We start from the raw sequence: 26200 nt of genomic DNA, 5'->3' as shown, positions 1-26200 counted from the left end.
AAGATGGGAAATCATAAAGCGGATAAAGAAGAATTGAATCGATTAATACAAGAATATCAGCAAACCATAGATGACTACGTTCAAAATATGCATTTGGCGCAGACTATTAGTGCGCGGATGAACCACAAATATACTTTACAAGATTACGTAGATCCGGTCACTGAAGCAAAGGATGACATAAAAGCCGTCCGTGATTATTGGGATGGAATGGTAGAAGCAGATACTAACGCCAAGAATAATTATTCTAACGCCAGAACAGGTCTATCTTTTTTTAATATAAATGTCACACAATTTTTAGAGGCTTTAGGCAAAGGTGGCGAGAACATTGAGAGTATTTGTGTGGAGACGCTTACTGAATCTGTCATGAAGGATGGAATTCTCACCACACAATTAATAGGTAAAATGGGGAGTGGGCAACCACTATCCTATTCTGAAAGAGAACTGCTTAATCAATATATTCAAAAGGAAGTCCTGACAGATGAGGTAAGGGAGGAAGCAAAAGAGATTTCTAGGATGGTGAGTGAGGAAGGGACGGAAGATTTAAAAAAACGAATTAATGATGAAGTTCTTGTATCGGAGGAATTATTAGACCAAGAAATAGGAATAATTGAGGCTTATTTATATGGACATTATTTAAATCCCGGGGATCTTACTTCTAATGAGGAAGTAGTAAAACTTAGAGCTTATTTAGCAATCTTAAATAATTATAAAAAAGCAATAGATGAAGTTAATAATGAATTAGAAATGAATGGTAGTGAACCTATTGGTGGCGAAGGTGTACCTCTTTATGCGAGTGTGGATGAAATTTCGTACGATTTGGTTGAGAATCCATACTCCCATAGATTAAATAGTGATATTAGAATTAGTATTACACAGTACGATGAGAGTGAGATGAGTAGGGATGATTTTATTAACATGGAATTTCCTATTTTGGTAAGGTTAAATGAATCTGAAGTAATTTACTTTGCCGGGAATAGATCTTCAGTAAACAATCAAAACGAACAAAATAATGTATATGCAGAAGAATTAGCGAACTATAATGCTAACTTTTTTTCTGAAAAAGCAAGCCAATTAATTCTAGCGAATGTTGCAAAAGGAGCATATACTCCTATGGACATGGTTGTCAGTTATCAGTCAGGAAAAAATGATTTAGAAAAGAATATTACAGTAGGAGAAGCTAGGGCTGTTGCTGATGATTTAGAAATGCAATTACTAGTTTCAAAAAGAGATGTTCCTGGTGCAGGGAGGAATGATTTTCAGGTCAGTTTGTATCCTAGAGATTCTACATATGAAATTTTTGAAAGATGGGAAGAAGTATCAAAAATAAATAGTAATATACCTTATCCTAGCGAATTAATAGAAAAGCAAGAATGGCAAGAGATAAGTAATTTTTATTCCAATCATGAAGCTGAAATTAACAAAGAATTTCCTGGTTTATCTGAATATATTTTTGAGGATAAAATTGGTGATGAAAATAAAACTGTAGAAATGTTATTTGGGAATAAAGACAATTAGGTTCTATTATTTATAAAGTTTTAAGGGGGATTTTGTGTGACACCAAATAAAAAATTTATCATTTTGCTCGTTTTAATAGTAGGCATAGCAACCCCTATTTTTCTATATCTTAATTACAAAGAAGCAGAAGAACAAAAAGCAGAAGTTCTAGAAAACTATAAAAAAGCCGAACATATATTACATTTAGAATTACAAGATAGTCATTACTTGGATAGCGGAGATGAAAGAGATATTCAATTGTCCAGAACAACTAATACTGATGAGTTGCTCGAACGATGGGAAGCAGTGTCAAATGTTTATCCTTTGATAACATTTCCAAGTAAAGATGTTGAGAAAGAGGACTGGGTTAAAGTAAGCGAAGCGTATATTAACAATACACAAGATATGATATCCGTTTCAGAGGAAATTGCTGAAGGTGAACCAAATGGTAATGGGCTAGATCCTTTTATACTAGATGATTACATTCATTCAGGATACCAATATAATGAGTATTTTAAGATTGTTCTAGAAGATAAAGGGATAGAATAATTTATCTTCAACTAATTTAAACAATGAGAATTTCAAAAAAAGAAACTACAATTGCTCGCAACGAAATTTTTAAGTGGATTCGTGAAGAGGAATGTTAATAACTTATAAGCAGAGCCACATTCTTTTTTAGGATGTGGCTCTTGTCATAGATATCTAAAATGTAATAAAAGTTAATCAACCTATATTTACATTAAATTCAAATATAATAGTTACTTTTTCATAGTCTTTTAGTATAATGTCATGGAATTTCACTTACATAGAAGGGAGATACGATATTATATGACAACAGGATGGAAAGACAAGGTTGGAGAGGGTCTCTCTAAGGTTCAGGGTGGTATTGATCAAGGAAATATGTTGAGAACATGACCGAAGTAAAACGAACAAATGATTATATGGGTTATCGTAATTGTCGCTCAAACTCAAGCGATCTTACCGCGGCAAACTGTCCAATGACCTGACCAGTATCGTCTTTAATAGGAAACGCCCTTACAAAAACCGGAACACCATACACTTCTTTTGGGAATCGCTCTGCCGTGTACTCTCCAGCAAACACTTTTTTAGCATTCGGATCATCCTTGGCGATCGGACTTCCGGATATCTAAATCAATATTGCGACTGGGAAGAAAATAGAGAAACTTCTCCCGATCCGTAATGGCAATCAAAATCTCCTCTCCAAAATAGGGAAAGTATGACTTTTGAACAAAGGAGTATATTATAAAGAACAACTTACCGGACGATATGTCTGTTTCAGAAATAGCAAGATAAAATGAGGAGAAGATATATGAATAAAAAGTTTTTAATAAGTATTATAATAATATTGATTTTAATCAGCACAACTGCAATTTTTCTACTTAATTCTCAAGAAACAGTCTCAGAAAATGAACTTGATAAATATGAAAGTGCTATTACTATATTTTACTTGAATGCTGATTATTCCTCGTATGAAGAGACAAATGATCCACAGGATATAAAAGTTGAACCATCAAACGTAACTGAGAGCATAGTGGAGCGGTGGAGAGCTCTTACAGAGGCTTATCCTGAAGCTGGGTACCCGGTAGAGGCAGTGGAACAAGAAGATTGGCTAAAGGCGGGAGAGAGATATCTACAAACAAATGGAAATCGAAGTCAACTTGTTAGTGACATAAGTGAAACATTTCCGGAAGAATCCCCTCAGCCAGTAGCAAGAAGTTTTAATGATTATATTCAGTTAGGTGAAGTATTTAATGAAGAACTAAAAGAAAGAATGATAGAAGAAGGGTTAGAATTTAAAGATTAGAATAGAGCATGAAAATCTGAAGAGGATACAGATGGATTAACATTTATTGATGTGTGGATGTTAAAAGAGAATGGAAGATGGAAAGTTAATGAAGCAGATTTTTCAAGAGGTACAGATTTCTGATTGTACATTTTTACATGTTTGAAATTAATAGCATGAACTAGCTATCTAATACATTAATTTTAAAATTAAATAATTTATGTATTAGAGAATGTGCGGAAAGGTTAGAACTGAGAAAAACGTAATGTGCAAAAAACATGATCACATGCGCGAAAACCAATAAGTGCGCAAACTCACATCAGAAAAAACAAACTCCTCCCCCACTCAAGCCAACGAGCTTGAGTGTTTTTTTCTTTCACTAACCTTTATTTACATTAAATTCAAATATAATAGTTACTTTTTCATAGTCTTTTAGTATAATAGCATGGAATTTCACTTACATAGAAGGGAGATACGATATTATATGACAACAGGATGGAAAGACAAGGTTGGAGAGGGTCTCTCTAAGGTTCAGGGTGGTATTGATCAAGGAAAGCAGAAGTTTCAAACGTCACAAGAGATGATGAAGATCAAACGTGAGATACAGGGGAAGTCTGCGGAGAAGGCGGAGGTTTTGCTTCAGCTTGGTCAAAAGGCGTATGAGAAGCTGAGGGCAGGTGCGCTTCTCGATGAGGACTTACAGTCATTAAGTTCACAGATTGTGGCACATGATACGTTTGTCTATCAGAAGAGTAAAGAGCTATCGGTGTTAAGTGAGGAATCAAAGTTGGGTGTTGTATGTACACAGTGTCATAAGGAAAATGATGCGAATGCGTCTTTTTGTGGGGGCTGTGGATCTGAGCTTGTGGTTGAGGAAAAAGTTGATCCTACTGCGCTCGTTGCTTGTGGAACTTGCTCAGAGTCTATGCCAGAAACAAGTAATTTTTGCCCATGTTGTGGCACAGCTGCAACCCATCAGAATAACGTCTAAGGGGATAGGAGGGTACTATGTATTGTAAACAATGTGGAACGAAAAATTCATCGGAAGCTCTTTATTGTCAGCATGATGGTGTGGCTTTGACGGATATCAAAGATAAGAAGCCAACTCTTATAGATCAAGGGAATCAACACTGCTCAACATGTGGTGGCGATTTGATGCGTCATGCTAGATATTGTACGACTTGCGGAACAGGTACAGAAGTTAATAGAATTTCAACGGTTCAAGCGTCTACTCCTTTTGTTCCAGAATCACCTCACACTCAGAGTGAGACAACACCTCTTTCGTTTGTAAAATTAGCGATTTATCCAATAGCTGCACTTATTATTCTTTCTATTATCGCTGCTATGTTTGCAGGTTCGCTAAATAATTTTATCGCGGATGAATTCTTTGACGGCTTTGGTTTTGGGGTGAGTATCAATATCATTTCATTTATTGATGTATTAATGGTCCTTCACTCTGTTAGTCTGACATTTAATTTAGTAGAGCAGGACATGATGAATATGGATTTATTGATGCAGGGTGGATTGGTCTTCATGCTACTCCTCCCGGCTATTGTGTTTAGTATTGTGGGGTTTTTAATTGGCAGGAAGAAAATAGGACAATCAATTCAACAAAAAGCAATCCATATTCTAGTACCTGCTGTTATCTATGCCTTGCTTTTAAGCATCGTTAGTTTATTTGCGACTAGAACAACAGACATATTGGATGCAGGGTTTTTTGGTACATTTTCATTAACAGCTTCGTATGGATTTTTTAGTGCGTTTATTCATGGCTTTGTTATTAGTGCGCTTTTTATCACAGTTGGTTTGACACTCAGCCTAGCATCACATAACTTTAGCTATCTTTCTGCGTTTAAGCGAGCAGTCATTCATTCTGTGGCTTGTCTACTTGTTCTGACTGCAGCGGTAGGTATGACAAGTGATCTATCAAAAGAAGATTATGATGATCAAACGCTCCCTTACGTAGCATTGTTATCGCAGCTAGGTTCGTACACTTGGCATATCAGTCAGCTATCTACAATTTCGGCTGATATCGATTTTTATTACGAAAAATACTCTGTCAGTTATTCTGCTTTAACAGGGGCTAAAGTGACCCCAGAGGATGATTATGTAAAGGAAGATATAGAAGAGGTTTTTGGAGGAGCGAGATTTTTTGTTCTTATTCCAATTCTCATTCATGGTCTAGCAGGATTCCTATGGGTCTCTAGACAAAGAACAAGCTTACTTCGAGCTGTAGTCGCTTATGCAGTTTCAGTAGGATTGATCCATTCGGTTGTTATTTGGTTAACATCATTTTCTCTTACATTCTGGGAGGGCAGTGTTCAAATAGGGTCTTCTTGGTTTATTGGTTTCTTTATTAGCACGTTATTTGCAGGTGCATCAGCGTGGGTAGGATGTATCCTTTCACAAAAATTTAGACAGGAAGACACCTATATAAATAAATCAGCTGCTTAAAAACGGAATGATTTGGGGTGGAAACATTGAATACGGAAATTTTAACTGGAATTTTGATGTGACATTAACCGAAAAAGTCACGAACTACCTTGAATAGATCTGGAGTTGAACATGATGCAAGTATGTCCAAAGTGTCAACATAAAAACCGTAACCAAGCTTTCTGTAGCAAGTGTGGAACAAAGCTACCGGAACAAGAACAAGTAAATGCTACAATGAAACCATTTAGCAAAAAAACAAAAATCATTGTTGGTGCAAGTGCCGGTGTGATTGTTATCGCGGGTGCGCTCTTTTTTACAGGAAAAACATTAGCGGATAAGGATAGAGTTTTAGATTCATTCCTCGAAGCTGTTGCTGATCGTGACCATAATGCCGTGAAGAGTCACTTAGCATCAAGTGATCCTGATTTAAAAGTAGAAGATACTCATGTGGATGCGTTTTTTGAGTACCTAGATGAAGACCCTGATGCTCATTCGGCTTTAATATACAAGTGGTCAGCTGAATCAGAAGTTGTGGATAGCCCAAGAGAGGTCGTCGACTACTCCGATTACTACATGGACTTCCCTATCACTTTCACAAACTCAGGCAGTAAGTGGTTAGTCTTTGATAACTATCAATTTGTGTTAGAAGCATTACCTTTATATGTGAGCACCAATATGGAAGAGATTGAATTTACAGTAGACGACACAGACGTCTCTCCAATATGGGCGAATGAAGAATTTTTCTTTGGTTACTACCTTCCTGGTCATTATCAAATTAAAGGAACGGTCGAAAATGATTTTGGCATAAATGAAAAGGAACTAAACGTGAATCTTTTTGAAGGTGACTACTATTACAGTCTTGGCTTTGATTTGAATACAGCATTTTTATCTGTTGAACCGATGATTGAGGGAACAAAACTTATATTAGAGGATACAAACAATGAAATAGATGTGACTTCTTCTCCTTTTGAGTTTGGACCTGTGCTCACAGACGGCACGTTAACGTATCATATTGAGGCAGAGTCACCATTCGGCTTATTAAAAAGCGTGTCTAGCCCAATCTATGAAACGATTGATGGTTATTTTGCGCCAAATGATGAAGTAAAAGAACAGCTAAGTAATACCATAAACGAAGCACTACTTTCTGTCAGAACGGCTAAACAGGAAGGAAACGTAGATAAACTCAAACACTTTGGAAAAGAAGCGTACAGCGACTACAAATCAAGTATTGAGAGTAACCTCGAATGGGATTATCTATATGCAGGGTATTTAGTAGAAACTGGTTTTGACTGGAATGAGACAACGATCGTAGAGCATGGGCAAACATGGAAAGCGAATGTCGTTGTATATGAGGAATGGGAAGAAGACACATATTACCCTGGTGATACGCCTTCCCTTCAATTCACCGAATGGGATAGGGAGTATGAGTTGACCTTTAAAGACGATGCATGGACCATCATCGGTTCTACGTATGGGTATGGCGAACCAACTGAAACGTTCTCATTTACAAAAGAGGATCAAGATGAAGTCTCCTCAACAGATTCTGCCATTGAAGAAGGTTCAAAAGTAAAGCTAAGTGAGGACCAAGCAGATTCACTTGTCTATTCATTTATATCTAGCTACGTAAGTGGTGTTAATTATGGTGATCCGTCTTATATTGATAACTATGTGACGCCGGAATATAAAAAAGGAATCGAATCATACATGATAGATCTGTATGACCGAGAAATTTCTCAATATTTTATAGATGCGGAAACAACTAGTGTCAGTGCAAATGACAATGGAAGTTATACCATTAAAACAAAAGAAATCTATGAAATCTATTACACAGATAAAGCAGATTTACAAAAAACCTTTAATGCTACTTATATTGTTATATATAACGAAGACGAAGAGCGATGGGAATTATCTGAGCTCGTTGGAGATGTTAAGGAAATCGATAGTAAGGAGATTTAGAAGAGATGATACCCACCTCAACCGTTGAGGTGGGTATTGCTTTTCAATATCTGCAAGAAGAAACCAAGATATGACTTCCTTTTACACACCATTCGTTTATAATCAAATGTATATGTATAATTATTACAAATTGAACATGACCATTCTCAGTGAGAGGACAATTGAAATGAGAAAAGTAATGATCGGTATTCTAATCGTTTGTTTGTATGGCTTTCCCTACGTATTTTATTCCATGTATCAGGATTTCGCTACTACGTCTATGAGCGGGTATTTACTCATGATTGGTGTGACCTCAGTTCTTGCTTTCTCATGTAAATTCTTTAGCTACTCTGTATTTATTTTTCTAGGTAATATCGTTTCTCTACTGGTTTCGTAATACTTTTTAAGTGACATGGCTGGAGTTGATCGTTGGGAAGGTTATTTCAAACCCTTAACGTCCTTTCAATTAGTCATCCTGGTTAGTTTTCTAAACTTGATCCCACAAGTTATCGCGATATTTTTGGCTTATTTGGTGGAAAAGTTAAAATCATATTAGAGATGTATATAGTCCTCGCGCTTGTGTGACTGAGGACTTTTTTTGACTAAATAAACAGGCTACAGTTGACTTACCATTTGAATTTGAACATCATTTAATTGAAGCGCATGAATGAAGTGAACAGAGTCTAAAATGAGGTGTGTGTTCAATGGTTAATCAATTAAAAGAGTATGAGTATGCTAAATATCTTCCTGAGAAGTCTTCCATTGGAGGGACGATCACAACGGAAGACTCTCATGTTCATCTGTCGTTTGGCTATCCGAATTCTGACTTGTTTCCACTTCAAGCCTTAAGTGAAGCAGCTAGTGAGGCCATTCTTTCAGGTGGTCACTTGGCTCTTCACTATTTTGGTGGTGACGGGATAAATAAAACAAAGCAGTGGATAAAAGAGAGCGCTGTTCATCGTTCAATTGAAGTGGATCTAGATCAAATTTTAACGACATCTGGCGCGCAGCATGCGATTGATGTAGCAGCAAGGACGCTCATTAATACAGGTGATGAGGTGTGGGTCGAAGCACCAACTTTTTTTGGAGCAACACAAGCATTTCAACTTGCTGGTGCAAAGATTACCTCATTTCCAATTGATAGGAATGGACTGGTGGTAGATGAGGTGGAAGCGGCTCTTAAGAAAAGAAAAGCCCCTAAATTCATCTATATCATGCCGAACTTTCATAATCCGGGTGGGGTGAATCTCTCTCAGGATCGCAGAGAAAAATTAGCCAAACTCGCCGAGCAATACAGCTTTTATATTCTTGAAGATGATGCCTATGGAGAGTTAAGTTTCACAACTGACTATCAACCATCTGTTTACTCCTATGCACCAAGTCACGTTATTTACATTGGGACGTTCTCAAAGATTATTGGTCCAGGAGTAAGGATAGGGTGGATCATTGCTAAAGGTGAAGTTCTGTCAAAGTTAAATATCTTTCTGCAAGGCAGTCAAACCAACCCACTAACACAAGAAATTCTTGCTCAGTTATTTACGAAGCTCTCTTTTCAAACGCACCTTACTAGCCTGATTGATGATTATCGTGTGAAACGGGATGTGATGGTTGAGGCACTACAACAGACTTTTCAAGATCACATTTCCTTTCATATTCCGGAGGGTGGATTTTTCATATGGGTGCGATTTAAGAAAGACATTGATACGGATGAATTGGCAGCTAGAGCATTCCGAAACGGAGTAAGCATTGTGCCTGGAACCTCATTTTATCAGGATAACCGCCCATCTAACGAGATCAGATTGTGCTTCACGTATTGCGATGCTGAGCAAATTAAACGAGGGGTCCGGATACTTGCCGATACTTATTTTTCAATTGTGAAGAGTGATGTTGAAGAGATAAAGGCATAATACTAGAAAATGGTATCGAATGTTGAGCTCACGAATTTGACGAGAGCTTAGCAAACGTTTTAGAGTAATGCTAACGTATCTACGTTAAACATATTAACATTACGCAACAGTGGAGGATTATGCATGAGCAAAGATATATTTCGCATCGCAACAAAAGAGGATGCACCAGCATTTCTAGAATTAATGAATACCGCGTTTAAACCGCTGGCTGATATGGGCATTGATTGGCCATCTACACGAGCGACACTTGAGATGGTCACTGAAAATATAGAGAAATCAACAGCTGTTGTGTTAGAACGAGATGGTCGCTTAGTGTCTACGATTACCATTCGCTTCCCATGGGAAAGTACAACCCCTGTCTCAGGCTATCCGTTTGTCTGGTGGTTCGCAACCGCTCCTGATTTAAGTGGACAAGGCGTTGGTAACAAGCTTATGGAGTATGTCGAGAACACACTATTTATCGATACGTACAAAGTACCTGCATACGTACTCGGAACATCAGGTCGCAAGCATCCATGGCTGTTAGATATGTACAAACGAAAAGGCTACATTGACTATTTCACTCATGAGAACGATAACGGAGATCTTGGCGTGCTAATGTACAAGACACTTATTCCGGAGCGTTTTGATAAAGAAGTGTTAGGTATGCCTCCAATGGCGAAGAAGGATTAGTCTGAAAAGGGTAGTTTTTTTTCCCTTCTTTTTCCTATAAGATAAGATCTAATCACTCACAGAGGTGTATCTTATGAACTTTTTAACTACACAACTACATCATCATACGAGCTAGTCTTGCTAATTCGATCTCTTTAAAAAATCGAACATAGGAAGACTATTTCTCATGAACCGCATTGATTAAGTGAACCAGCTTAAGCGCAATGCGGTTTTTTCTGTATTCTAAACGAATTGGAGGCAACACACATGAAAAAGATGAGCTATCAGAACGTCAAAGGAACACAGGATTTTATGCCAGAGGAGCAAAACACAAGACGTAAGATTCAACAAGTGCTCGAGCAGACATTCACAGAGTACGGCTGTAAACCATTGGAGACACCTATCCTAAATTACACCTCACTCATGGCCTCAAAATATGCAGGCGGGGCAGAGATTCTCAATGAAATGTACAGGTTGACGGACAGAGGAGAGCGAGACCTGGCTTTAAGGTATGACCTGACCATTCCTTTTGCAAAGGTTATCGCCTTAAATCCAACCGTTGGGTTTCCATTTAAACGCTATGAGATAGGAAAGGTTTTTCGGGATGGTCCAATAAAAAAAGGCAGACTGAGAGAATTTACTCAATGTGATGTCGACATCGTTGGAGTAAAATCACAAATGGCTGAAGCTGAGCTTATGATGATGGCAATTGATGCTTTTAAGAAGCTGAATCTGGATGTTGTGATTCAATACAACAATCGTAAACTCTTAATAGGAATGCTAGAAGTGTTTAAAGTGCCCGAGGACTTAATGAACAAAGTGATTCTAACGATTGATAAAGTGGAAAAGGTAGGAGTCGAGGCTATACGTAGTGAACTATTGGATCTAGCTGTTCCATCTTCTTCATTAGAGCAAGTCATGACCTTTTTACAATCTGATAGTAGGGAATTCTTTGAACAATACGCAAAGCAGAATGAACATATCAGACAGGGACTCAGTGAAATAGAGGAATTGCAAACCTACCTTGAATACCTAGATATGACGGACCAATGTCAATTCAATCCTCTACTTGCTCGCGGCTTAGAAATATACACTGGCACCATCTATGAAATGTTTCTAAAAGACGGCTCCATTCAATCAAGCATAGGTAGCGGCGGAAGATACGAGAATGCCATTGGAGGACTAGTAGGCTCAGGCGAAAACATCGCAACAGTCGGTATTTCATTTGGACTGGATGTTATTGCAGTAGCTATGCAGGGGCGTGATGAGATGTTATCAGAGATAGACTACTACATCATCCCATTACAGACTCAGAAAGAATCATTGAAGTTAGCAAGATATTTGAGACAACAAGGCTACCGAGTGGAATGTGAATTAGGTGGGAAGAAATTGAGCAAAGCGATGGAGAGAGCGAATAAGCAGAAAGTTAGGTATGTTGTGGTAGTGGGGCAGGATGAGGTAGAGAGGAATGAGTATAGGGTGAAGGATATGGTGACAGGGGAAGAGGGGGGTGTGGGGTTTGGGTTTAATTAAAAAATTTATCGAAAAAAATTCAAAAACCACTAAACATCCTCAAAGCACCTCCGATATAAATAGAGAACGAGCTAGCAATGGCTGTTCAAAACCAAAACGAAAACCCAACACAAGGATGTGTAACGGGTAAACTCAAGGAGGAAATAACAAATGATTATTAACCACAATCTATCTGCAATGAACGCTCACCGTCAACTTGGTGCAAACCAAGCTGCTGGAGCTAAAGCTCAAGAAAAACTATCTTCAGGTCTTCGCATCAACCGTGCTGGCGATGACGCTGCTGGTCTTGCAATCTCTGAAAAAATGCGTGCTCAAGTTCGTGGCTTGGATCAAGCTTCACGTAACGCACAAGATGGTATCTCTTTGATTCAAACAGCTGAGGGAGCTCTTAACGAAACTCACTCAATCCTACAACGTATGCGTGAGCTTGCTGTACAAGCATCAAACGATACGAACCAAAATGATGTTGACCGTGCGGCTATTCAAGAAGAGCTTACAGCTCTAACTGAAGAGATCGATCGTATTGCTGATACGACTGCGTTTAACGACAGAAAGCTAATCGATGGCACTCTATCTGGTGATACTAATGCAATCAAGTTTCACATTGGAGCTAACTCAGGTCAAAGCATCTCTGTAAGTATTAACAGCATGAAATCAGAAGCTCTAGGATTAAGTGGAGTAAGCCTTGCTACACAAAGTGGAGCTGAAGCAGCTATCTCTACAATCAATGATGCAATTAATTCTGTTTCTACTCAACGTTCTGCATTAGGTGCTGTTCAAAACCGTTTAGAGCACACAATCTCTAACCTTGATAACTCTGCTGAAAATCTTCAAGCTGCTGAGTCTCGTATTCGTGACGTAGACATGGCTAAAGAAGTAATGGAATTCACGAAGAATAACATTCTTTCTCAAGCTTCTCAAGCTATGCTTGCACAAGCTAACCAAGCTCCACAATCAGTACTTCAACTTCTTGGATAATAACTCATTAATCTTATCTAAAAGACTTCGGCTTAGCCGGAGTCTTTTTTTTCTTGATTTCTTATTTATAATAGAGTGAGGTTATCTAAACAGGACTAAACATCATATTGTAAAAAAACGGTTACAAAAACACTCAGTTACTATTTTCAAAAGGTAATTATTACTAGATTAAGTAATTATTGAACTTGATCGTACTAATGAATAACCTACATCAGTTTAATCTTACAAAAAGTTAATACTAAGAGTAAGTTAAATCAAATTTAAAGTTAAAACATAACACATGTTTTCTCTATTTGTTTAATAATTTCGCTTGAACCTCCCCCGCTTTTTGACGATATAAGAAATAGTATTTATAGAATGGGGTGCATTATGAAACTACACCTGTTAGACACAGAGTTCGATTATCCAAATGATGTAACATCTTTACAAAAAATAGCAGATGAAATCAATCTTAAAACCGAAGAAACACCTTATTTCTTCAGTCACTTTGTTATTGATGGCATAGAAGTATATGAAGAATATCAAGAGTACCTAGCAGAACATATAAAAAAAATTGAATTAATTGAAGTTTATTTAAAAACGAAAAAGGAATTTATTAATGAACTTACATTGTCCTTAGAGAATTATTTAACTAGGGCTATTCCAGAAATCCAACTACTTTCTGAGGAATATTATCAGATAGCTAAATCTTCGACATGGGAAAAATTTCAGGAAATGCTGGATGGAATTGAATGGATTAATGGAACGATTGTTAGCATAGATCATGAAGAGGAAAAACCAAAAAGCTGGAATGAAGTTCTAAAGTTAGGTTCAGATCTACAAGAAGTTTTGAAGCAGTTAACAGATGGAATGGCTTCAAAAGATGAGATTTTAATAGGCGATATCCTTCAATATGAATTTATTACGCTACTTGAGGAACTGAAGAATAAGATCATAATGATAATTGATACTGAGGGAAAAAGAGATCTACTAAACTGAGACATTATAGAGAGTGTGTGGAGTCTTTATGTTAATAGAGAATCGAAACTATTTAAGAATTAAAAACCGAGTTTTACTTAACAAGTTAAATAAAACAATAGATAATCACGAATTTGTGATTCAACTGGCTAAAAATGGGGTTCCAACTCTAGCTGTTCATCAGAATGAAGTAAAGCAATTTCTTCACAGTTCGTACAATCCTACTAAAGAAGTAGATGCGCTTTTAACAAAATATCAAAACGTATTAGATGAAGGAGATCCTATTCTATTTTTAGGCATTGGGCTGGGTCATCATATTCAAGCTTTTATAGAGACGTATAAACCCCAGCGATTCTCTCTAATAGAACTAAATCCAGCTATATTAAAAAAATCTCTAGAATTGATTAATCTAACGGATCATACATTTAAGAACTTAACAAATGTTTACTTAGCAGACGATGATGCCCGATATCAAGAAGTGTTAGACGATGAATTGCAGAACATCTCACCAGCTAAGTTAGTAATCCTACCTAGCTACGAAAGAATTTATAAAGATAAAGTTAATAAGTTTAGTGAGATGTTTAAGAAATTATTACTTAATCAAAAAGATCGTTTACATACAAATGTAAGCTTTCAATCTCGTTGGGTACTTAATAGTCTTAGAAATCTTCCCTCTATACTAAAGACACCAAATTTCATACATGATATTGATACAGGCTTATTTAAAGACAAGCCAGCTATTATCGTTGCTGCGGGGCCATCCTTAAATGATGAGATTGAACAGCTTAAAAAGATAAAAGAAAACCAATCTGCTTATATCTTTTCAGTGGGATCTGCAATCAATGCATTAATCGAGCAAGGAATTCATCCAGATGCTGCATTTACGTATGATCCTAAAGAGAAAAATCAATATGTCTTTGAAAAATTAAAGAAGCAGAACCTAAAGGATATTCCTATGATTTTTGGTTCTAGTGTCGGTTACGAAACACTTCATGATTATCCGGGAAAAATGCTACACTTCCTTACTAGTCAAGATACAGTATCAGAAGCTCTATTAGAAAAAAATAACACAAAACAAATAGAGGCAATTACGGATGCACCCTCCATTGCCGTTATTGCACTTCAAGTTCTAAGTAAGATTGGCTGTAATCCAATTGTTTTAGTAGGGCAGAATTTAAGTTATTCTAATGTTCGATATGCAGCAGGTATTGAATATGGATGGTTAGATAATCAATTAAGTGAAGATGAGCTTGCAGAAACGTTTGAGGTTGAATCAGTTGATGGTGGTGTCGTTCGAACAAAGACTCATATGGTAAAGATGAGAGAGGCTTTGGAGCATTATGCTAAGGTGAATTCTCACATTAAACTCTATAACACAACCAAAAATGGAGCTAAGATAAATTATACAGAATTTATCTCATTAGAAAGTCTATCCAATACATTTGAAAGTGAAAAGATTGACAAAAGTTGGTTAGAGATTAACTCAATTACTTATGATCAAAAAGAAGTTTATAAAAACTATGTTCATCTTATGGAGGAACAAGAGAGTATAGAAATCCAATTAAACAAATTGTCTAATTTATTGGAAGACTTCATTCTAACGGCTTCGACGGCGAAGCAGAATGAAAAAAAATTAGACCTTTTATTGAGCACTATTAATAAATATATTCATAAAATTGAGGATTCCTCGTTTTATAAGGTGTTTTTAGGACCTATGTCTAGACATGAACTAGAGATTTTGTCTACTAGGATTCGAGAGGCTATGTATTCAAAAGATGTTGTTAAAAAATCACATACTATTATTCAGCAATATAAATACATCATTCAGACTTGGAATGCAATTAATCAAATCATTTCAGAGCATGTGAAAGAAGTAGAAGATAAATTAATTGAACAGAATTGAGGTATATCTTGTCTAAATTAAATGTAGAGACATGGAATAATGTCTATTCAGAAGGTAGAAGCCTGTTACAGTATCCCGATGAAATAATCATTTCAAGCTTAAACAAGAACAAAGGTAAATTTACAAATGGTTTGGATATTGCATGCGGAGCAGGAAGACATACATTTCTTATGAACGATTTTGGAATTGAGGCAAAAGGAATAGATAGTTCAGTGGCAGCTATTGCATATGCAAATAAGAAAGCTGAAGAGCTTGGTTTACTATCAACAACATTTGAAAATAAGCTTGTTCAAGATTTAACAGAAACAAGTGAGTTTTATGATGTTATTATTGTCTGGGGATTAATTCATTATCTAGAGGAACAAGAACAGACAGACCTGATTAATAAAGTATACAGCATGTTAAAACCAGGTGGAGTTTTACTATCTACATTACGTTCAAAACAGGATAGTAGAATGGATAAAGGACTACATGTTGAGGGAGATAAATTTCTTGTTGATTACTTTGATCGAAAATCAGATAGTCCTAAGCAAACCATCATGTATTTCTGGGATGAAGCAGGGGTTAGGGATAAATTAGATATGTTCAAAGATGTAAGCTTAGGTCATCGTTCTGTTGATCCAATTGGAGATCTTGGCCACACGATGGCTCATTGGTTAATAGAAGCACGTAAATAAAGGAGGACTATGCTTGGAATTTGTCATTTCTGTAGGTGCGGGTTTAAATCAAGTTCCATTCATAGAGAGACTTGTGAAAAAAGGATATAAAGTTATTGCATTTGATCTAGATCAAGATGCACCTGGTAAAAAACTGTGTTACGCATTCAAAGCGATAAGTACTTGGAATTATGATGAAGCAATTCAATGGTTAGTGGACCTCGGTCTCAAGTATATTGGAGTCGGGAGCTTTTCTTATGGAAAAGCTCTTGTAACGGAAAAGAAAATCGCCAATTACTTTAATCTTTTAGGTGAGTTGGGAACGGATACGTATAGTATTAATTTGAACAAAAACGAACAGCAAAAAAAACTATTTGAATTTGGTTTTAATAAGTATAAAAGCTATTTACCTCATGAGATTGAATCTCTAGAAGAGATAAATAGTTTTATAGTTAAACCGCTTGTTGGAGGTTCAAGTGAAGGAATTCAACTTTTATCAAAACAACAGCTCTTAGATAGTAATATAGATGTTCATGAAGTAGTTATTGAACCTTTTCTTGAGGGAGAGGAATTAAGAGTTAGCAGTATTATTCAAAATGGATCCACTAAGGCTACTTTTGTTATGAAAAGGGAAAATCTTAAGGATACTTTTTGTATTGGAAGGCAACAGCCAGCAGATGAGTATAATGCGAATATTAATAAGTTAATTAATAGACTTATTTCTACTTTCTCTATTCGGAATTCCGCACTAAAATTAGATATAATTGCGACAACAGAAGGTCTTGAAATTGTTGAAATAGACTTTGGTATAGCGGGCGATCGTTTTGAAACTCATTTATCGTGGGATTTTTTTGAATACAATTATATAGATAACTACATTAATTTAATAGTAGGAAAAGAAGTTGAGCAGAGACTTTATTCTACTTCCCCAAAGGTTTTTTCTGATCATATATATAATCTGTCTGATGGTTTCCTAACTTACCATGAAGAGACCATTCACATATATCTGAGAAGTATGTTGGATGAATACAAGCTTATTCGTGCAAACAATAAGGTACTTATTCCATACCCTAAAAGTAATATGGATAGTTATCTAATTGTCATTCATAAGAATAAAAATCTGAGCAATTTAGAACTTAACGAACATAGTACTAAACTCTTAACATAGGCAAAATTGAAATAAGGTGAATAAATAATGAGCAAGACTCTATTAGGAAATATTAGAGATTTTACTAAGCTACCTTGTGAAATTGTGTTAAACCGGCAAGCGTACTTTTTAAATAAAGTAGATGATCAGTTTAGGCTCTTTACCTCAATTTGTCCTCATCAAGGTGGACAGATTTTTTTTGAGGAAGAGTCACATTGCTTCAAGTGTGATATTCATCAGTGGAAATTCGACTGCGAAACAGGTGAATCGTATACTTCCAAAAAACAAACATTAGACTATTTTCATGTCAGTGAAGAGGGAACTGATTTATACGCTGATCTACCAAATGATGAACTAGAGCTGATTAAAGAGCCCATTATGAAAAAAAAGAAGTCTACTTATGATAAACGTCCATCTATAAAGCTGCATGCTCATGCATGCATAGAGTTCCGACATAAAGGCTTCTCTTTACTTTGTGATCCTTGGATAAATGGACCAGCTTTTATGGGGTCCTGGATACAGTATCCTCCTCCTGTTATAAGGACTGAACAATTAAATCCAAATGCAATTTGGATTTCCCATGAACATTCAGATCACTTCCATGAGCCCACGCTTAGGCTATTCAACCGATCAATTCCAATATATGTTCCTGATTTTGTAAACAGGAGATTAATTTACAAATTAGAGGAATTAGGGTTTGAGAAAGTTATAGCCGTTCCTTTTGGAGCGAAGATGCAGATTTCCGATGGTTTATCAATCACTTTATTTGAACCAGAAAGCTTGTGGAACGATGCATTAATTTTAATTGAAACAGCTGATTTCAAATTTCTAAACTTAAATGATGCAGGCATTAATCACAAAATTCCCAAATTAATAGGGCCAGTTGATATGATTGCCTCTAGTTTTTCACCTGGAGCTTCCGGATATCCAATAACATGGGATCACTTAGATATGGAAAGAAAAGAAGAAATCATGGTTGCTGGTCAAAAAGGAATGTTATCTATGCTCATGCAGGCTATGAAGGTATATGGTGCTAAGTATCTTTTACCCTTTGCTAGTCATTTTGAACTCTGGCATCCAAGTCAAAAAGAATATGCCAGCATTCTAAAGAAAAATAGCTTAGATGATGTAGTTAATTATTTTAGAGGTAGTAATTATAAAGTTATTGACCTTCTTCCGGGGGAAGAGTGGGATGGTAGAAAAGACGCTATACATCGATATAATTATAATCGGAAGGAAATCTATAATAAGTTAGATCGTCTTAAATATGTAGAGAACATATATGACGAAGGTATGTTTAGTGATTTTCATCCAAAGACATCTGACATATCACTTTCTGAAATTGAACACTATTTTTTGCTATTAAATGATGTGCCTGAAATCTTATTTTGTGAGGATATAGTAGTACAACTTGACGTGATTCATCAGGAGGAAAAATTATTTTCGACATGTTTTCAAATTAGGGATGGAAAACTTAGCTTCCTTTATAACCAGTTTGAGAATCAAGTAAATTTAACTATGCAGGTTCCACAGCAAATTTTAGCCTTTATTGTAGCCACTAATGAGTCTTGGGATGAAGCTACGATTGGTTATTGGTGCAAATTTTCTCGTAATCCAGATGTATATCATGCAGGTTTTTGGCGGTTGCTGCAAGCACCTTATTTCAAAAAAAGATTGAGAACTCCTACTACTGTTGATGGGATAAGTAAACATATGGTGATTGCTGATTTGATGGAAACTTACGGAGAGCAAGCAGGAAGAATCTTCGGTAGATACGGTCTATATTGCTTTGGGTGCCATAATTCGGTTAATGAGAGTATTGAAATAGGGGCGAAAAGCCATGGGCTAAGCCCCAACAAAATAAATAAACTGATACAAGAGCTTAAGCGTGTTCTGGGTTAGAGAGAATGATTTTTAATAACTCTAGATCTAATGGGTTATCAATATCCAGATCATATTTTTGATCCATAACAAATGCAAGTGAATTGTCATTTAAACTAGTGTTATTTGTTAATGAACTAGCCTTGTTAATGTAGATTGCTCCATTTACTTTATAGTAGTCTGAGAAGTCTTGCCTTCTTACGGTGCTTGTCTGACTTAAAAGACTGCTGACTGTATGATCTGAATGTAATTGTCTTATTAAGATAGGATGGTCTTTTACCTTTGAAACACTTACTAACCCGTTATGCTGACTTCCTTCAATTTGTTCAATTGAATGATCTACATGCCAACTTTTTCTTAGGGGTTGGGTTGGCTGAAGTACCACAATCAGGTCGTACTCAATCCCTCTTTTTTTCTGCTCAACTATAGTATAAACAATGGAATCAATTGTTTTAGATTCGTCTAAAGCGAGGTGTGGAGGTCTAAGGAAAGGTACCTTAGCTCCGACTTCTCTTGATATTCTCGCTATTTCAGGACATTCAGTTGAGACGAGGACATCATCAATATAATTTGACTGAAGTGCAGCATCAATTGAGTATTGAATAAGAGGTTTACCATTAACCAATATAATGTTCTTTTTAGGAATTCCTTTGCTTCCACCTCTAGCTGGTATGATCGCGACTATACGTTTGTTTTGGTACAATTCTTTCACCTACTTGTTAAATATATTTGGTCTACGAACTTCTTTTGGAGTGTAATATTCCAAAAGTCCTCCTGTTGGATCAACTCGATAAACCGATTATCACTTTCGCCTTCCCCGAAAGACGAATATGCTGGTTGGTGCAAAGGTAGATTTCGAATAGCTTTCAAAATATCATCAGTAACTTCATTGCAATGAACCAAATTTGCATACACTTCTGGCAAGTACCTTCCTTCTTGTCTATTTCCTAAATCAATAGTAGGAATTCCATAGACCTCTGTTTCTCTAATTCCAGTACTAGAGTTTCCAATTAAAAAGTCAGCATTTTTTAATAATGTTAAAAAGTACTCAAATCGCATAGAAGGGAATAATTTTATTTTGCTTATTTCTTCTAGTTTTGCATACTCATCTAAAATAATCTGACTACCTTCATCATTATTTGGGAAAATAATAATATAATTTCTATCTGTCTGAAGCAAAGCTTTAATGATATTTTTAATATTTAACTGTAGATTCTCTAAATTTGTTGTCACGGGATGATACATTAATATCGAGTAGGTATCAAATTTTATCTCATATCTTTCTTTAACCTCTTGTAACTGTGGTAAATCTGAAGATAGCATAATATCTATATCAGGTGATCCAATTACATGTATCATGTCTGATTTTTCACCCAATTGAATGATTCTTTTTTTCGCTTGTTCGTTACTTACTAGGTGCACATGGGCAAACTTGCTAATGGCATGACGAATAGATTCATCAATCGTACCTGATACCTCACCGCCCTCAATATGTACAACTGATATATTATTAAAAGCACCAACCATTGCACCTGCTAGAGCTTCTAAACGATCTCCGTGAATAACAATAATATCTGGTTTAATCTCATGAATGTAATTACTTAATCCGAGAATAGTGTTACTTAAAGTAATATCCATTTGAGCTTGACTTTTTTGATTAATGTAATGATACGTATTTTGAAAGCCATCTTTCTCAATTTCTTTCCAAGTAGAACCGTACTTTGATAGCATATGCATTCCAGTAACAAATAGATATAAGTCAAACTGAGCATGGCTCTCTACTTGCTTGAGTAATGATTTTAGCTTTCCATAATCAGCCCTAGTTCCAGTTAAAAAAAGTAGTTTCTTCTTTTTCATTAGAATTCCTTTCTATTCTACAATGTCTTCCCATAATAAATGCTCATCATTTACAAGTGTTCGATTCACTTGTTTTCCAAGTAAGTTTTCATAATCGATTGCTTTAATAGGACCAGTACCTGGTCTTTTTACCCATATGTTCTCTTTAGTAAGAACCTCTCCAGCTTGTATAGGCTGTGTTGTTACTACTGATGCAAAAGCAAAGTCGATCGTTGGTTTTTCTTCAAGTACAGGAACTTTTGTCCCGCCTCGCATTTTTGAAATTTCGATACTACCTGTTATAAGGTTGCTTAATTCAGTAGGGTCCATTGAACAAACGATATCTGGACCTAGGCGATCTTTACTGTCAGTAAAATGACGTTCCAAGATTGAAGCTCCGAGGCTTACAGCTGCTAAACATGCATTATTATTAATCGTATGATCTGATAGTCCAATCACTGCATTAGGATAGTGTTTAATTAATTCATTTAACGCTCCTAATCTAACAAGCTCTGGTGGAGTTGGATATACATTTGTGCAATGAAGCAAAGCATATGGAACGCCATGTTTCTCTAAGATCTCAACGGTTTTGTTTATGCTTTCTATATCGTTCATTCCAGTAGAAACAATCATTGGTTTACCAAAGGCAGCGATATGATCAATTAATGGATAGTTATTACATTCTCCGGATCCTATCTTGTATGCCTGAACATTCATATCATTTAATCGATTAGCTGCAGCTCTTGAAAAAGGGGTACTTAAAAAAATCATTCCTTTTGATTCTACATACTCTTTAAGGGCTAATTCATCTGCAAAGTTTAATGCACATCTAGACATCACTTCATAAATAGAAACATCGGTGTTTCCCGGTATTACATCTTTAGCGTGCTGACTCATTTCATCTTCTACAATATGAGTCTGATGTTTGATCATTTCAGCTCCTGCTTCATAGGCGGAGTCGACCATTTCTTTAGCAACCTTCAAGCTTCCTTCATGGTTAATTCCAATCTCTGCGATAACTAATGGTGGATAACCCAATCCAATTTTTCGGGTGCCAATTTTAAAAGATGGATACTTCATAATAAGACCTCTTTCTTCTTAGGTAGTCTGTATATATATTATCGGAATTTAGTCGATTATTGTTGAAGAATTCAATACTATTTGAACAGAATCCATTTTTAAAGTAAATATTTTTATAAAGTTTAGTTTTATTAAGGTTTTATGTGAAAAAAATGAACAAAATCAACCTAGTGTTGAGCTATTGAGAGTGGTGAATCATATTTTATCCCCCTTACCCACCTCCAAAAAAATTGTATAAGGTATAAAATAAATAAACACGTACATATCGGAATGTTGTTAGGAGGAGAACGGCTTGCTTTCGGTTAGGCAAAAAGAGTTACATGATCGGTTAATAAGTGAACATGATTTTCTTTTGCTTGGAACGATAAAGGAAGCGTATCAGCTATTGTCTCGTACGATCCAACAGGATTTATTAGTAATTGAAGAGTGCCTGCTAGAGATAGGGCGTAACCGACAGCTTAGAACTCGGTTCGTGGTGCAAGGGAATAAGAGCAGAATCTGTTGAAAGCGATTCATGAGAAAAGGGATTATCTCATTGTGAATTAGTGATGGATCGATACGTAAAAAAGGCTATTGCTACAGAAGTGTATTACGATAGAGAAGATACAGGGGCAGGATAAGATTAGTCGTTGTACTCTGCATAATGACTTAAATCTTAAGAACTAGTACTGGTAAGGGAGAATAGCAGGGGAGTGAGCGGCATAAGCGGATACTATTAGGTAAGAACTTGTTGTTAGTTGTCTTTTATCTATTTGTTATTCCGGTAGGCACTGGGTTTGGTGTGAGACTTTAACGATCCGTCAAAGTGCTCTTTTTATAACAAAACCCCCAAACCCAATACAGCCACAGCAGTCGATAAATCTACTACTCCAGCAGCTCGATACCCCATTTTAAGAGAAGCCAACCCTGCTATAAGAAGCATCGTAAAAAATATGCCTAAAAGAATAGAGGAGATTATTGAATAGTCTACTCCGACTTGTCTTGCTGAATTAAAAAAGACAGTTAAAAACAATGCAAATAGCAATCTAATTAAAACGTGTACTTTGATCGCATTTTCAGACATTGCATCCTCCTTATTTTGGGTATTTACCCTAATGCATACCCGAACTAATTATTGGGAAACCTTTCCTTTGAGAGAATAGGTGTTAAGTTTAACCGAAAAGGGTATAGTAAATTAACTGGCCGGTTATTCATTTTATACAAGATAGCGACAGGAGTGTGGCGTATGTTTAAACGAATACTGGTAGCAACGGACGGATCAAAGCATGCAAGAAAAGGGCTAGAAAAAGCTGTGCAAATGGTGGAGCCTTATAAATCAGAGGTTCACATTGATCTTGTTTACTGTGTGGATGTCAGAGGACATTCTGAGGTTTTTTTGTATAGCGATAACACAGAGGCGGATGCTTTAGCTAAAAGAATGCTCTCTGAAAATACGGAATACCTTAAATCGGAAGGAATCTCAGTTGGCAGCTTTTATTTGCGCGGTGAACCCTCTCGAATGGTTTTACTTCATTTAAAAGAACATGAGTATGACTGCTTAGTGGTTGGTAGCCGTGGGCGAAATGAGTTGCAAACGCTTGTACTTGGTAGCGTCAGCCATAAACTTGCTAAGCATGCAAAAGTACCGGTGCTGATTGTACGGTAGAGAGGAGGACCTCACCTTAGTGGCGAGGTTCTTTTTTGATGGGATGAATATTATGAGTGCGAGGAATCTTCTTGCGAGCGAAGAGCGACGTTAACATGGGAAAAAGGAGACCTAACGTGTGAAGAACAGCGCTAACATGGGAAAAAGAAGGTCTAACGTGTGAAGAGCAGCGCTAACATGGGAAAAAGGAGATCTAACGTGTGAAGAACAGCGCTAACATGAGAAAAAGAAGATTTAACGTGTGAAGAACAGCTCTAATATGGGAAAAAGAGCATCTAACGTATGAAGAGCAACGCTAACATGGGAAAAAGAGCATCTAACGTGCGAAGAACAGTGCTAACAAGAAAAAACAGTGCATCTACCATACAAAAACAGCTCTACCATGAGATAGAAGTACCTCCACCATCACACTCTCCTCCAATTATTTAAGGAATGGCCAACCAAAACTATGCAATTCTTGATACAATAAACAGGACTTAGTGTGAAGGTGTGTGCATAGAAAGGTGTGGTTCATTTGAAGCAATTAGGATTGTGGGTGGCTGTTTCGGTGTTTACGACTTTGTTTTTAATAGCGGGCTGTAATAATGCGGTGGAGGAGCCGATTGACCCTCAAGAGGAAAATGATCAGGAGGAAGATAGCGAGCAGCGTTATGTAGAGTCTCTCGTTCTTGTGGAAAGGGATCTGAAACAAGTGCAGGAGGCCGTGTTTCAGTTTCTTGATGGGCTGATGGAAAATGGGCATTATGTGAATGCCTTGATACATATAAAAGAAAAGCAGGAACAGCTTGATAGGCAGATGGTTCAGTATTTAGATCAAACCACTTCAGAAGGGGTGCCTGAACCGTATCTTGAGTTACATATAAATTTACTCAATTTAAAAAGAAATCATGAACAGGTTACGTCCTTTAATGAAATCCCTATTGCTGAAGAGGAGTTTGTGACTTTTGTTAAGGAATTTGATCAGAGGGTTCAAGTGTATGATCATCAATTGGCGCAGTATGAAGATAAGGCGTTAGAAGGAGATCTGACAACGGGCCTACAAACATATGAGCAACGGTTCGATGAGAAGGACTATACAATAAGTGATGTGACAGGGCGAATGCTCGGTTTGCAGATTGATGAATACATGAATGTTTTCCAAGGCTATGTGCACCAGTTTAAAGAGGAACAGGTTCGCTTTACAGATTCTTTATCTCATATGGAGGAAGTAGGATTGGAAGATCTTACAGAGTCAGAGATCCAAGAGTTATCAGAGAGTCTACAAAATCAAAGGGTTCTTGTGGAAGCCTTCTTGAATGAGCCTTATCCTGAAAGCGCGGAAGATCTTCATTCCTTTTTTGATAATGAAGTGGCAGAGTTTCGAGATGTGAATGTATTAATGGTTAATGCTGTGGAAGTGAGAAATGAGTTGCTTGTTCAAGAAGCGCTGAATAAGCTTGCTGATATTTGGGGATCAATCGGGGATAAGCAACAAGAAATGGAACAACTCATAGACACCACCAAAGAGTCTATTGCTCTAGAGTCAGAGGGAATCTGACATTGCCCAAAATGGATAATAATGCTACAATTCTATGAATATCCGAAGCTATGTAACATAGTGAACAAAATGAATAGAAAGAACGGTGGTTCCTTGCAAGAGAAAACCAAGCTCTATATTACTGCTGCCCTACTTGTAGGGATCATTGGTCTTATTTTTTACTCGACGTCACAACCTTATTCGAATCAGGACATTCGTCCGGTGTTAAACAAGATGCCTATTTATTGGCTTGAGAACACATTCGTTAATGATATTTCCTTTACGTATGGGTATCAAGTTCGTAGCATTGAGGCGAACGGAGTGGCTGGGTTTCTTGAATTCTTTATCCGGAAAGCCTCGCACCTCAGTATTTTTGCTGTCGTCGGTTTCCTAGCTACCCGATTACTTGCCTTTTATGTTCGCGTCCGGACAGCGGCTCTTATTACTTTTTTTACCGTTCTCATTTATGCGTGTATTGATGAAACGCGTCAATATTTCAGTGCAGGACGCCAGGGGTTGATCGGAGATGTTATCATCGACACTGTTGGAGGAACAATCGGTATCATAGCCATGGTTTTGTGGTTAAAGAGGAAGAAGCGTAAGAAAAGGAAACACAGTGCCTGAAAAAGGTGCTGTTTTTTTTTTTTTTGAAAAGGTTCCCTGAAAATCTAAATAACTATAAAAAGTACACCGATGTAATGTGAGACAGTACATTTTACAAAAATGTGAAAAAACTATAATTAAATTTGTTATTTTTTCATATTTAAACTGAACAGTTTAGTTTTATATAGTATAATAGAACTGGGTTTAAAGAAATAAAACTTTTTGACTATAATAAAAAGAG

At 36.6% G+C, this 26200-nt stretch carries 25 protein-coding genes; 20 read left to right on the top strand and 5 right to left on the bottom strand.

Features of this window, described 5'->3' with window-relative positions; genetic code table 11:
* Window positions 1-3 precede the first annotated feature (3 nt).
* Together J2S05_RS08615 and J2S05_RS08610 are read left to right on the top strand one after the other, a co-directional pair.
* The gene (locus J2S05_RS08615; protein WP_306981852.1) at window positions 4-1515 is read left to right on the top strand and encodes a hypothetical protein; all 1512 of its coding nucleotides are present in this window, start codon (window positions 4-6) and stop codon (window positions 1513-1515) included.
* Between the two features lie 36 nt (window positions 1516-1551).
* On the top strand, window positions 1552-2043 hold the full coding sequence (locus J2S05_RS08610) for a hypothetical protein (protein WP_306981851.1): 492 nt from the start codon (window positions 1552-1554) through the stop codon (window positions 2041-2043).
* Window positions 2044-2440: 397 nt separating this feature from the next.
* On the opposite strand, the gene J2S05_RS08605 is transcribed toward J2S05_RS08610, so the two are convergent.
* Window positions 2441-2596 carry a hypothetical protein gene (locus J2S05_RS08605; RefSeq protein ID WP_306981850.1) on the bottom strand — a complete coding sequence of 52 codons (156 nt, stop codon included), beginning with the start codon at window positions 2594-2596 and terminating at the stop codon, window positions 2441-2443.
* A 228-nt stretch (window positions 2597-2824) separates the two neighbouring features.
* Here J2S05_RS08605 and J2S05_RS08600 point away from each other — a divergent pair, with 228 nt between their 5' ends.
* From J2S05_RS08600 to J2S05_RS08535, 14 genes are all read left to right on the top strand, one after another.
* The gene (locus J2S05_RS08600; RefSeq protein WP_306981848.1) at window positions 2825-3319 is read left to right on the top strand and encodes a hypothetical protein; all 495 of its coding nucleotides are present in this window, start codon (window positions 2825-2827) and stop codon (window positions 3317-3319) included.
* A gap of 463 nt (window positions 3320-3782) precedes the next feature.
* Window positions 3783-4289, top strand: a complete 507-nt coding sequence (locus J2S05_RS08595) for a zinc ribbon domain-containing protein (protein WP_306981847.1) — start codon at window positions 3783-3785, stop codon at window positions 4287-4289.
* Window positions 4290-4306: 17 nt separating this feature from the next.
* Window positions 4307-5752 (top strand): zinc ribbon domain-containing protein, encoded by a 1446-nt coding sequence (locus J2S05_RS08590; protein ID WP_306981845.1) that lies wholly within the window; start codon window positions 4307-4309, stop codon window positions 5750-5752.
* A 111-nt stretch (window positions 5753-5863) separates the two neighbouring features.
* Window positions 5864-7687: a TcaA second domain-containing protein gene (locus J2S05_RS08585; protein WP_306981843.1), complete on the top strand. Its 1824-nt coding sequence runs from the start codon at window positions 5864-5866 to the stop codon at window positions 7685-7687.
* A gap of 166 nt (window positions 7688-7853) precedes the next feature.
* On the top strand, window positions 7854-8063 hold the full coding sequence (locus J2S05_RS08580; RefSeq protein ID WP_306981840.1) for a hypothetical protein: 210 nt from the start codon (window positions 7854-7856) through the stop codon (window positions 8061-8063).
* Between the two features lie 307 nt (window positions 8064-8370).
* Entirely contained in the window at window positions 8371-9573 is a 1203-nt protein-coding gene (locus J2S05_RS08575; RefSeq protein ID WP_306981838.1) for an aminotransferase-like domain-containing protein, read from the top strand.
* A 123-nt stretch (window positions 9574-9696) separates the two neighbouring features.
* The gene (locus J2S05_RS08570; protein WP_306981837.1) at window positions 9697-10245 is read left to right on the top strand and encodes a GNAT family N-acetyltransferase; all 549 of its coding nucleotides are present in this window, start codon (window positions 9697-9699) and stop codon (window positions 10243-10245) included.
* 246 nt (window positions 10246-10491) lie between these two features.
* Window positions 10492-11757: a histidine--tRNA ligase gene (locus tag J2S05_RS08565; protein ID WP_306981834.1), complete on the top strand. Its 1266-nt coding sequence runs from the start codon at window positions 10492-10494 to the stop codon at window positions 11755-11757.
* A gap of 150 nt (window positions 11758-11907) precedes the next feature.
* Complete coding sequence (locus J2S05_RS08560; protein WP_306981832.1) at window positions 11908-12735, top strand: flagellin N-terminal helical domain-containing protein; 828 nt, start codon at window positions 11908-11910, stop codon at window positions 12733-12735.
* Between the two features lie 369 nt (window positions 12736-13104).
* A complete protein-coding gene (locus J2S05_RS08555; RefSeq protein ID WP_306981831.1) occupies window positions 13105-13713 on the top strand; it encodes a hypothetical protein in 609 nt (202 codons plus the stop codon).
* A gap of 28 nt (window positions 13714-13741) precedes the next feature.
* Window positions 13742-15595: a motility associated factor glycosyltransferase family protein gene (locus J2S05_RS08550; protein WP_306981829.1), complete on the top strand. Its 1854-nt coding sequence runs from the start codon at window positions 13742-13744 to the stop codon at window positions 15593-15595.
* Window positions 15596-15603: 8 nt separating this feature from the next.
* Entirely contained in the window at window positions 15604-16272 is a 669-nt protein-coding gene (locus J2S05_RS08545) for a class I SAM-dependent methyltransferase (RefSeq protein WP_306981827.1), read from the top strand.
* A 13-nt stretch (window positions 16273-16285) separates the two neighbouring features.
* Window positions 16286-17419, top strand: coding sequence for an ATP-grasp domain-containing protein (locus J2S05_RS08540; RefSeq protein ID WP_306981825.1), 1134 nt, complete (start codon window positions 16286-16288; stop codon window positions 17417-17419).
* 27 nt (window positions 17420-17446) lie between these two features.
* Window positions 17447-19300: an MBL fold metallo-hydrolase gene (locus tag J2S05_RS08535; protein WP_306981823.1), complete on the top strand. Its 1854-nt coding sequence runs from the start codon at window positions 17447-17449 to the stop codon at window positions 19298-19300.
* Here the strand turns inward: J2S05_RS08535 and J2S05_RS08530 are convergent.
* The 3 genes from J2S05_RS08530 to J2S05_RS08520 are packed head-to-tail and all read right to left on the bottom strand — an operon-like array spanning window position 19281 to window position 22195.
* Complete coding sequence (locus tag J2S05_RS08530; RefSeq protein ID WP_306981822.1) at window positions 19281-19982, bottom strand: acylneuraminate cytidylyltransferase family protein; 702 nt, start codon at window positions 19980-19982, stop codon at window positions 19281-19283. The two genes, J2S05_RS08535 and J2S05_RS08530, sit on opposite strands and share 20 nt — an antisense overlap.
* A 5-nt stretch (window positions 19983-19987) precedes the next feature.
* Window positions 19988-21136 (bottom strand): UDP-N-acetylglucosamine 2-epimerase, encoded by a 1149-nt coding sequence (neuC, locus tag J2S05_RS08525; protein ID WP_306981819.1) that lies wholly within the window; start codon window positions 21134-21136, stop codon window positions 19988-19990.
* 12 nt (window positions 21137-21148) lie between these two features.
* Entirely contained in the window at window positions 21149-22195 is a 1047-nt protein-coding gene (locus J2S05_RS08520; protein WP_306981817.1) for an N-acetylneuraminate synthase family protein, read from the bottom strand.
* 292 nt (window positions 22196-22487) lie between these two features.
* On the opposite strand from J2S05_RS08520, the gene J2S05_RS08515 reads away from it, so the two are divergent.
* On the top strand, window positions 22488-22700 hold the full coding sequence (locus J2S05_RS08515; protein WP_306981815.1) for a hypothetical protein: 213 nt from the start codon (window positions 22488-22490) through the stop codon (window positions 22698-22700).
* Window positions 22701-23009: 309 nt separating this feature from the next.
* Here the strand turns inward: J2S05_RS08515 and J2S05_RS08510 are convergent, their stop codons facing one another.
* Window positions 23010-23258: a hypothetical protein gene (locus J2S05_RS08510; protein WP_306981814.1), complete on the bottom strand. Its 249-nt coding sequence runs from the start codon at window positions 23256-23258 to the stop codon at window positions 23010-23012.
* Between the two features lie 162 nt (window positions 23259-23420).
* On the opposite strand from J2S05_RS08510, the gene J2S05_RS08505 reads away from it, so the two are divergent.
* From J2S05_RS08505 to J2S05_RS08495, 3 genes are all read left to right on the top strand, one after another.
* Window positions 23421-23840, top strand: coding sequence for a universal stress protein (locus J2S05_RS08505; protein ID WP_306981812.1), 420 nt, complete (start codon window positions 23421-23423; stop codon window positions 23838-23840).
* Window positions 23841-24354: 514 nt separating this feature from the next.
* Entirely contained in the window at window positions 24355-25377 is a 1023-nt protein-coding gene (locus J2S05_RS08500) for a hypothetical protein (RefSeq protein WP_306981810.1), read from the top strand.
* Window positions 25378-25446: 69 nt separating this feature from the next.
* On the top strand, window positions 25447-25980 hold the full coding sequence (locus J2S05_RS08495; RefSeq protein WP_306981808.1) for a VanZ family protein: 534 nt from the start codon (window positions 25447-25449) through the stop codon (window positions 25978-25980).
* Window positions 25981-26200 lie beyond the last annotated feature (220 nt).

Source organism: Alkalicoccobacillus murimartini (assembly GCF_030813245.1).
Taxonomy (GTDB): domain Bacteria; phylum Bacillota; class Bacilli; order Bacillales; family Bacillaceae_D; genus Alkalicoccobacillus; species Alkalicoccobacillus murimartini.
This window is presented reverse-complemented; position numbering and strand designations above follow the sequence as displayed.

Coding starts and splice junctions, on each gene's coding strand:
- J2S05_RS08615 (WP_306981852.1), top strand. CDS start 4: ATGGGAAATCATAAAGCGGATAAAGAAGAATTGAATCGATTAATACAA.
- J2S05_RS08600 (WP_306981848.1), top strand. CDS start 2,825: ATGAATAAAAAGTTTTTAATAAGTATTATAATAATATTGATTTTAATC.
- J2S05_RS08595 (WP_306981847.1), top strand. CDS start 3,783: ATGACAACAGGATGGAAAGACAAGGTTGGAGAGGGTCTCTCTAAGGTT.
- J2S05_RS08590 (WP_306981845.1), top strand. CDS start 4,307: ATGTATTGTAAACAATGTGGAACGAAAAATTCATCGGAAGCTCTTTAT.
- J2S05_RS08585 (WP_306981843.1), top strand. CDS start 5,864: ATGATGCAAGTATGTCCAAAGTGTCAACATAAAAACCGTAACCAAGCT.
- J2S05_RS08580 (WP_306981840.1), top strand. CDS start 7,854: ATGAGAAAAGTAATGATCGGTATTCTAATCGTTTGTTTGTATGGCTTT.
- J2S05_RS08575 (WP_306981838.1), top strand. CDS start 8,371: ATGGTTAATCAATTAAAAGAGTATGAGTATGCTAAATATCTTCCTGAG.
- J2S05_RS08570 (WP_306981837.1), top strand. CDS start 9,697: ATGAGCAAAGATATATTTCGCATCGCAACAAAAGAGGATGCACCAGCA.
- J2S05_RS08565 (WP_306981834.1), top strand. CDS start 10,492: ATGAAAAAGATGAGCTATCAGAACGTCAAAGGAACACAGGATTTTATG.
- J2S05_RS08560 (WP_306981832.1), top strand. CDS start 11,908: ATGATTATTAACCACAATCTATCTGCAATGAACGCTCACCGTCAACTT.
- J2S05_RS08555 (WP_306981831.1), top strand. CDS start 13,105: ATGAAACTACACCTGTTAGACACAGAGTTCGATTATCCAAATGATGTA.
- J2S05_RS08550 (WP_306981829.1), top strand. CDS start 13,742: ATGTTAATAGAGAATCGAAACTATTTAAGAATTAAAAACCGAGTTTTA.
- J2S05_RS08535 (WP_306981823.1), top strand. CDS start 17,447: ATGAGCAAGACTCTATTAGGAAATATTAGAGATTTTACTAAGCTACCT.
- neuC (WP_306981819.1), bottom strand. CDS start 21,136: ATGAAAAAGAAGAAACTACTTTTTTTAACTGGAACTAGGGCTGATTAT.
- J2S05_RS08520 (WP_306981817.1), bottom strand. CDS start 22,195: ATGAAGTATCCATCTTTTAAAATTGGCACCCGAAAAATTGGATTGGGT.
- J2S05_RS08510 (WP_306981814.1), bottom strand. CDS start 23,258: ATGTCTGAAAATGCGATCAAAGTACACGTTTTAATTAGATTGCTATTT.
- J2S05_RS08505 (WP_306981812.1), top strand. CDS start 23,421: ATGTTTAAACGAATACTGGTAGCAACGGACGGATCAAAGCATGCAAGA.
- J2S05_RS08495 (WP_306981808.1), top strand. CDS start 25,447: ATGAATAGAAAGAACGGTGGTTCCTTGCAAGAGAAAACCAAGCTCTAT.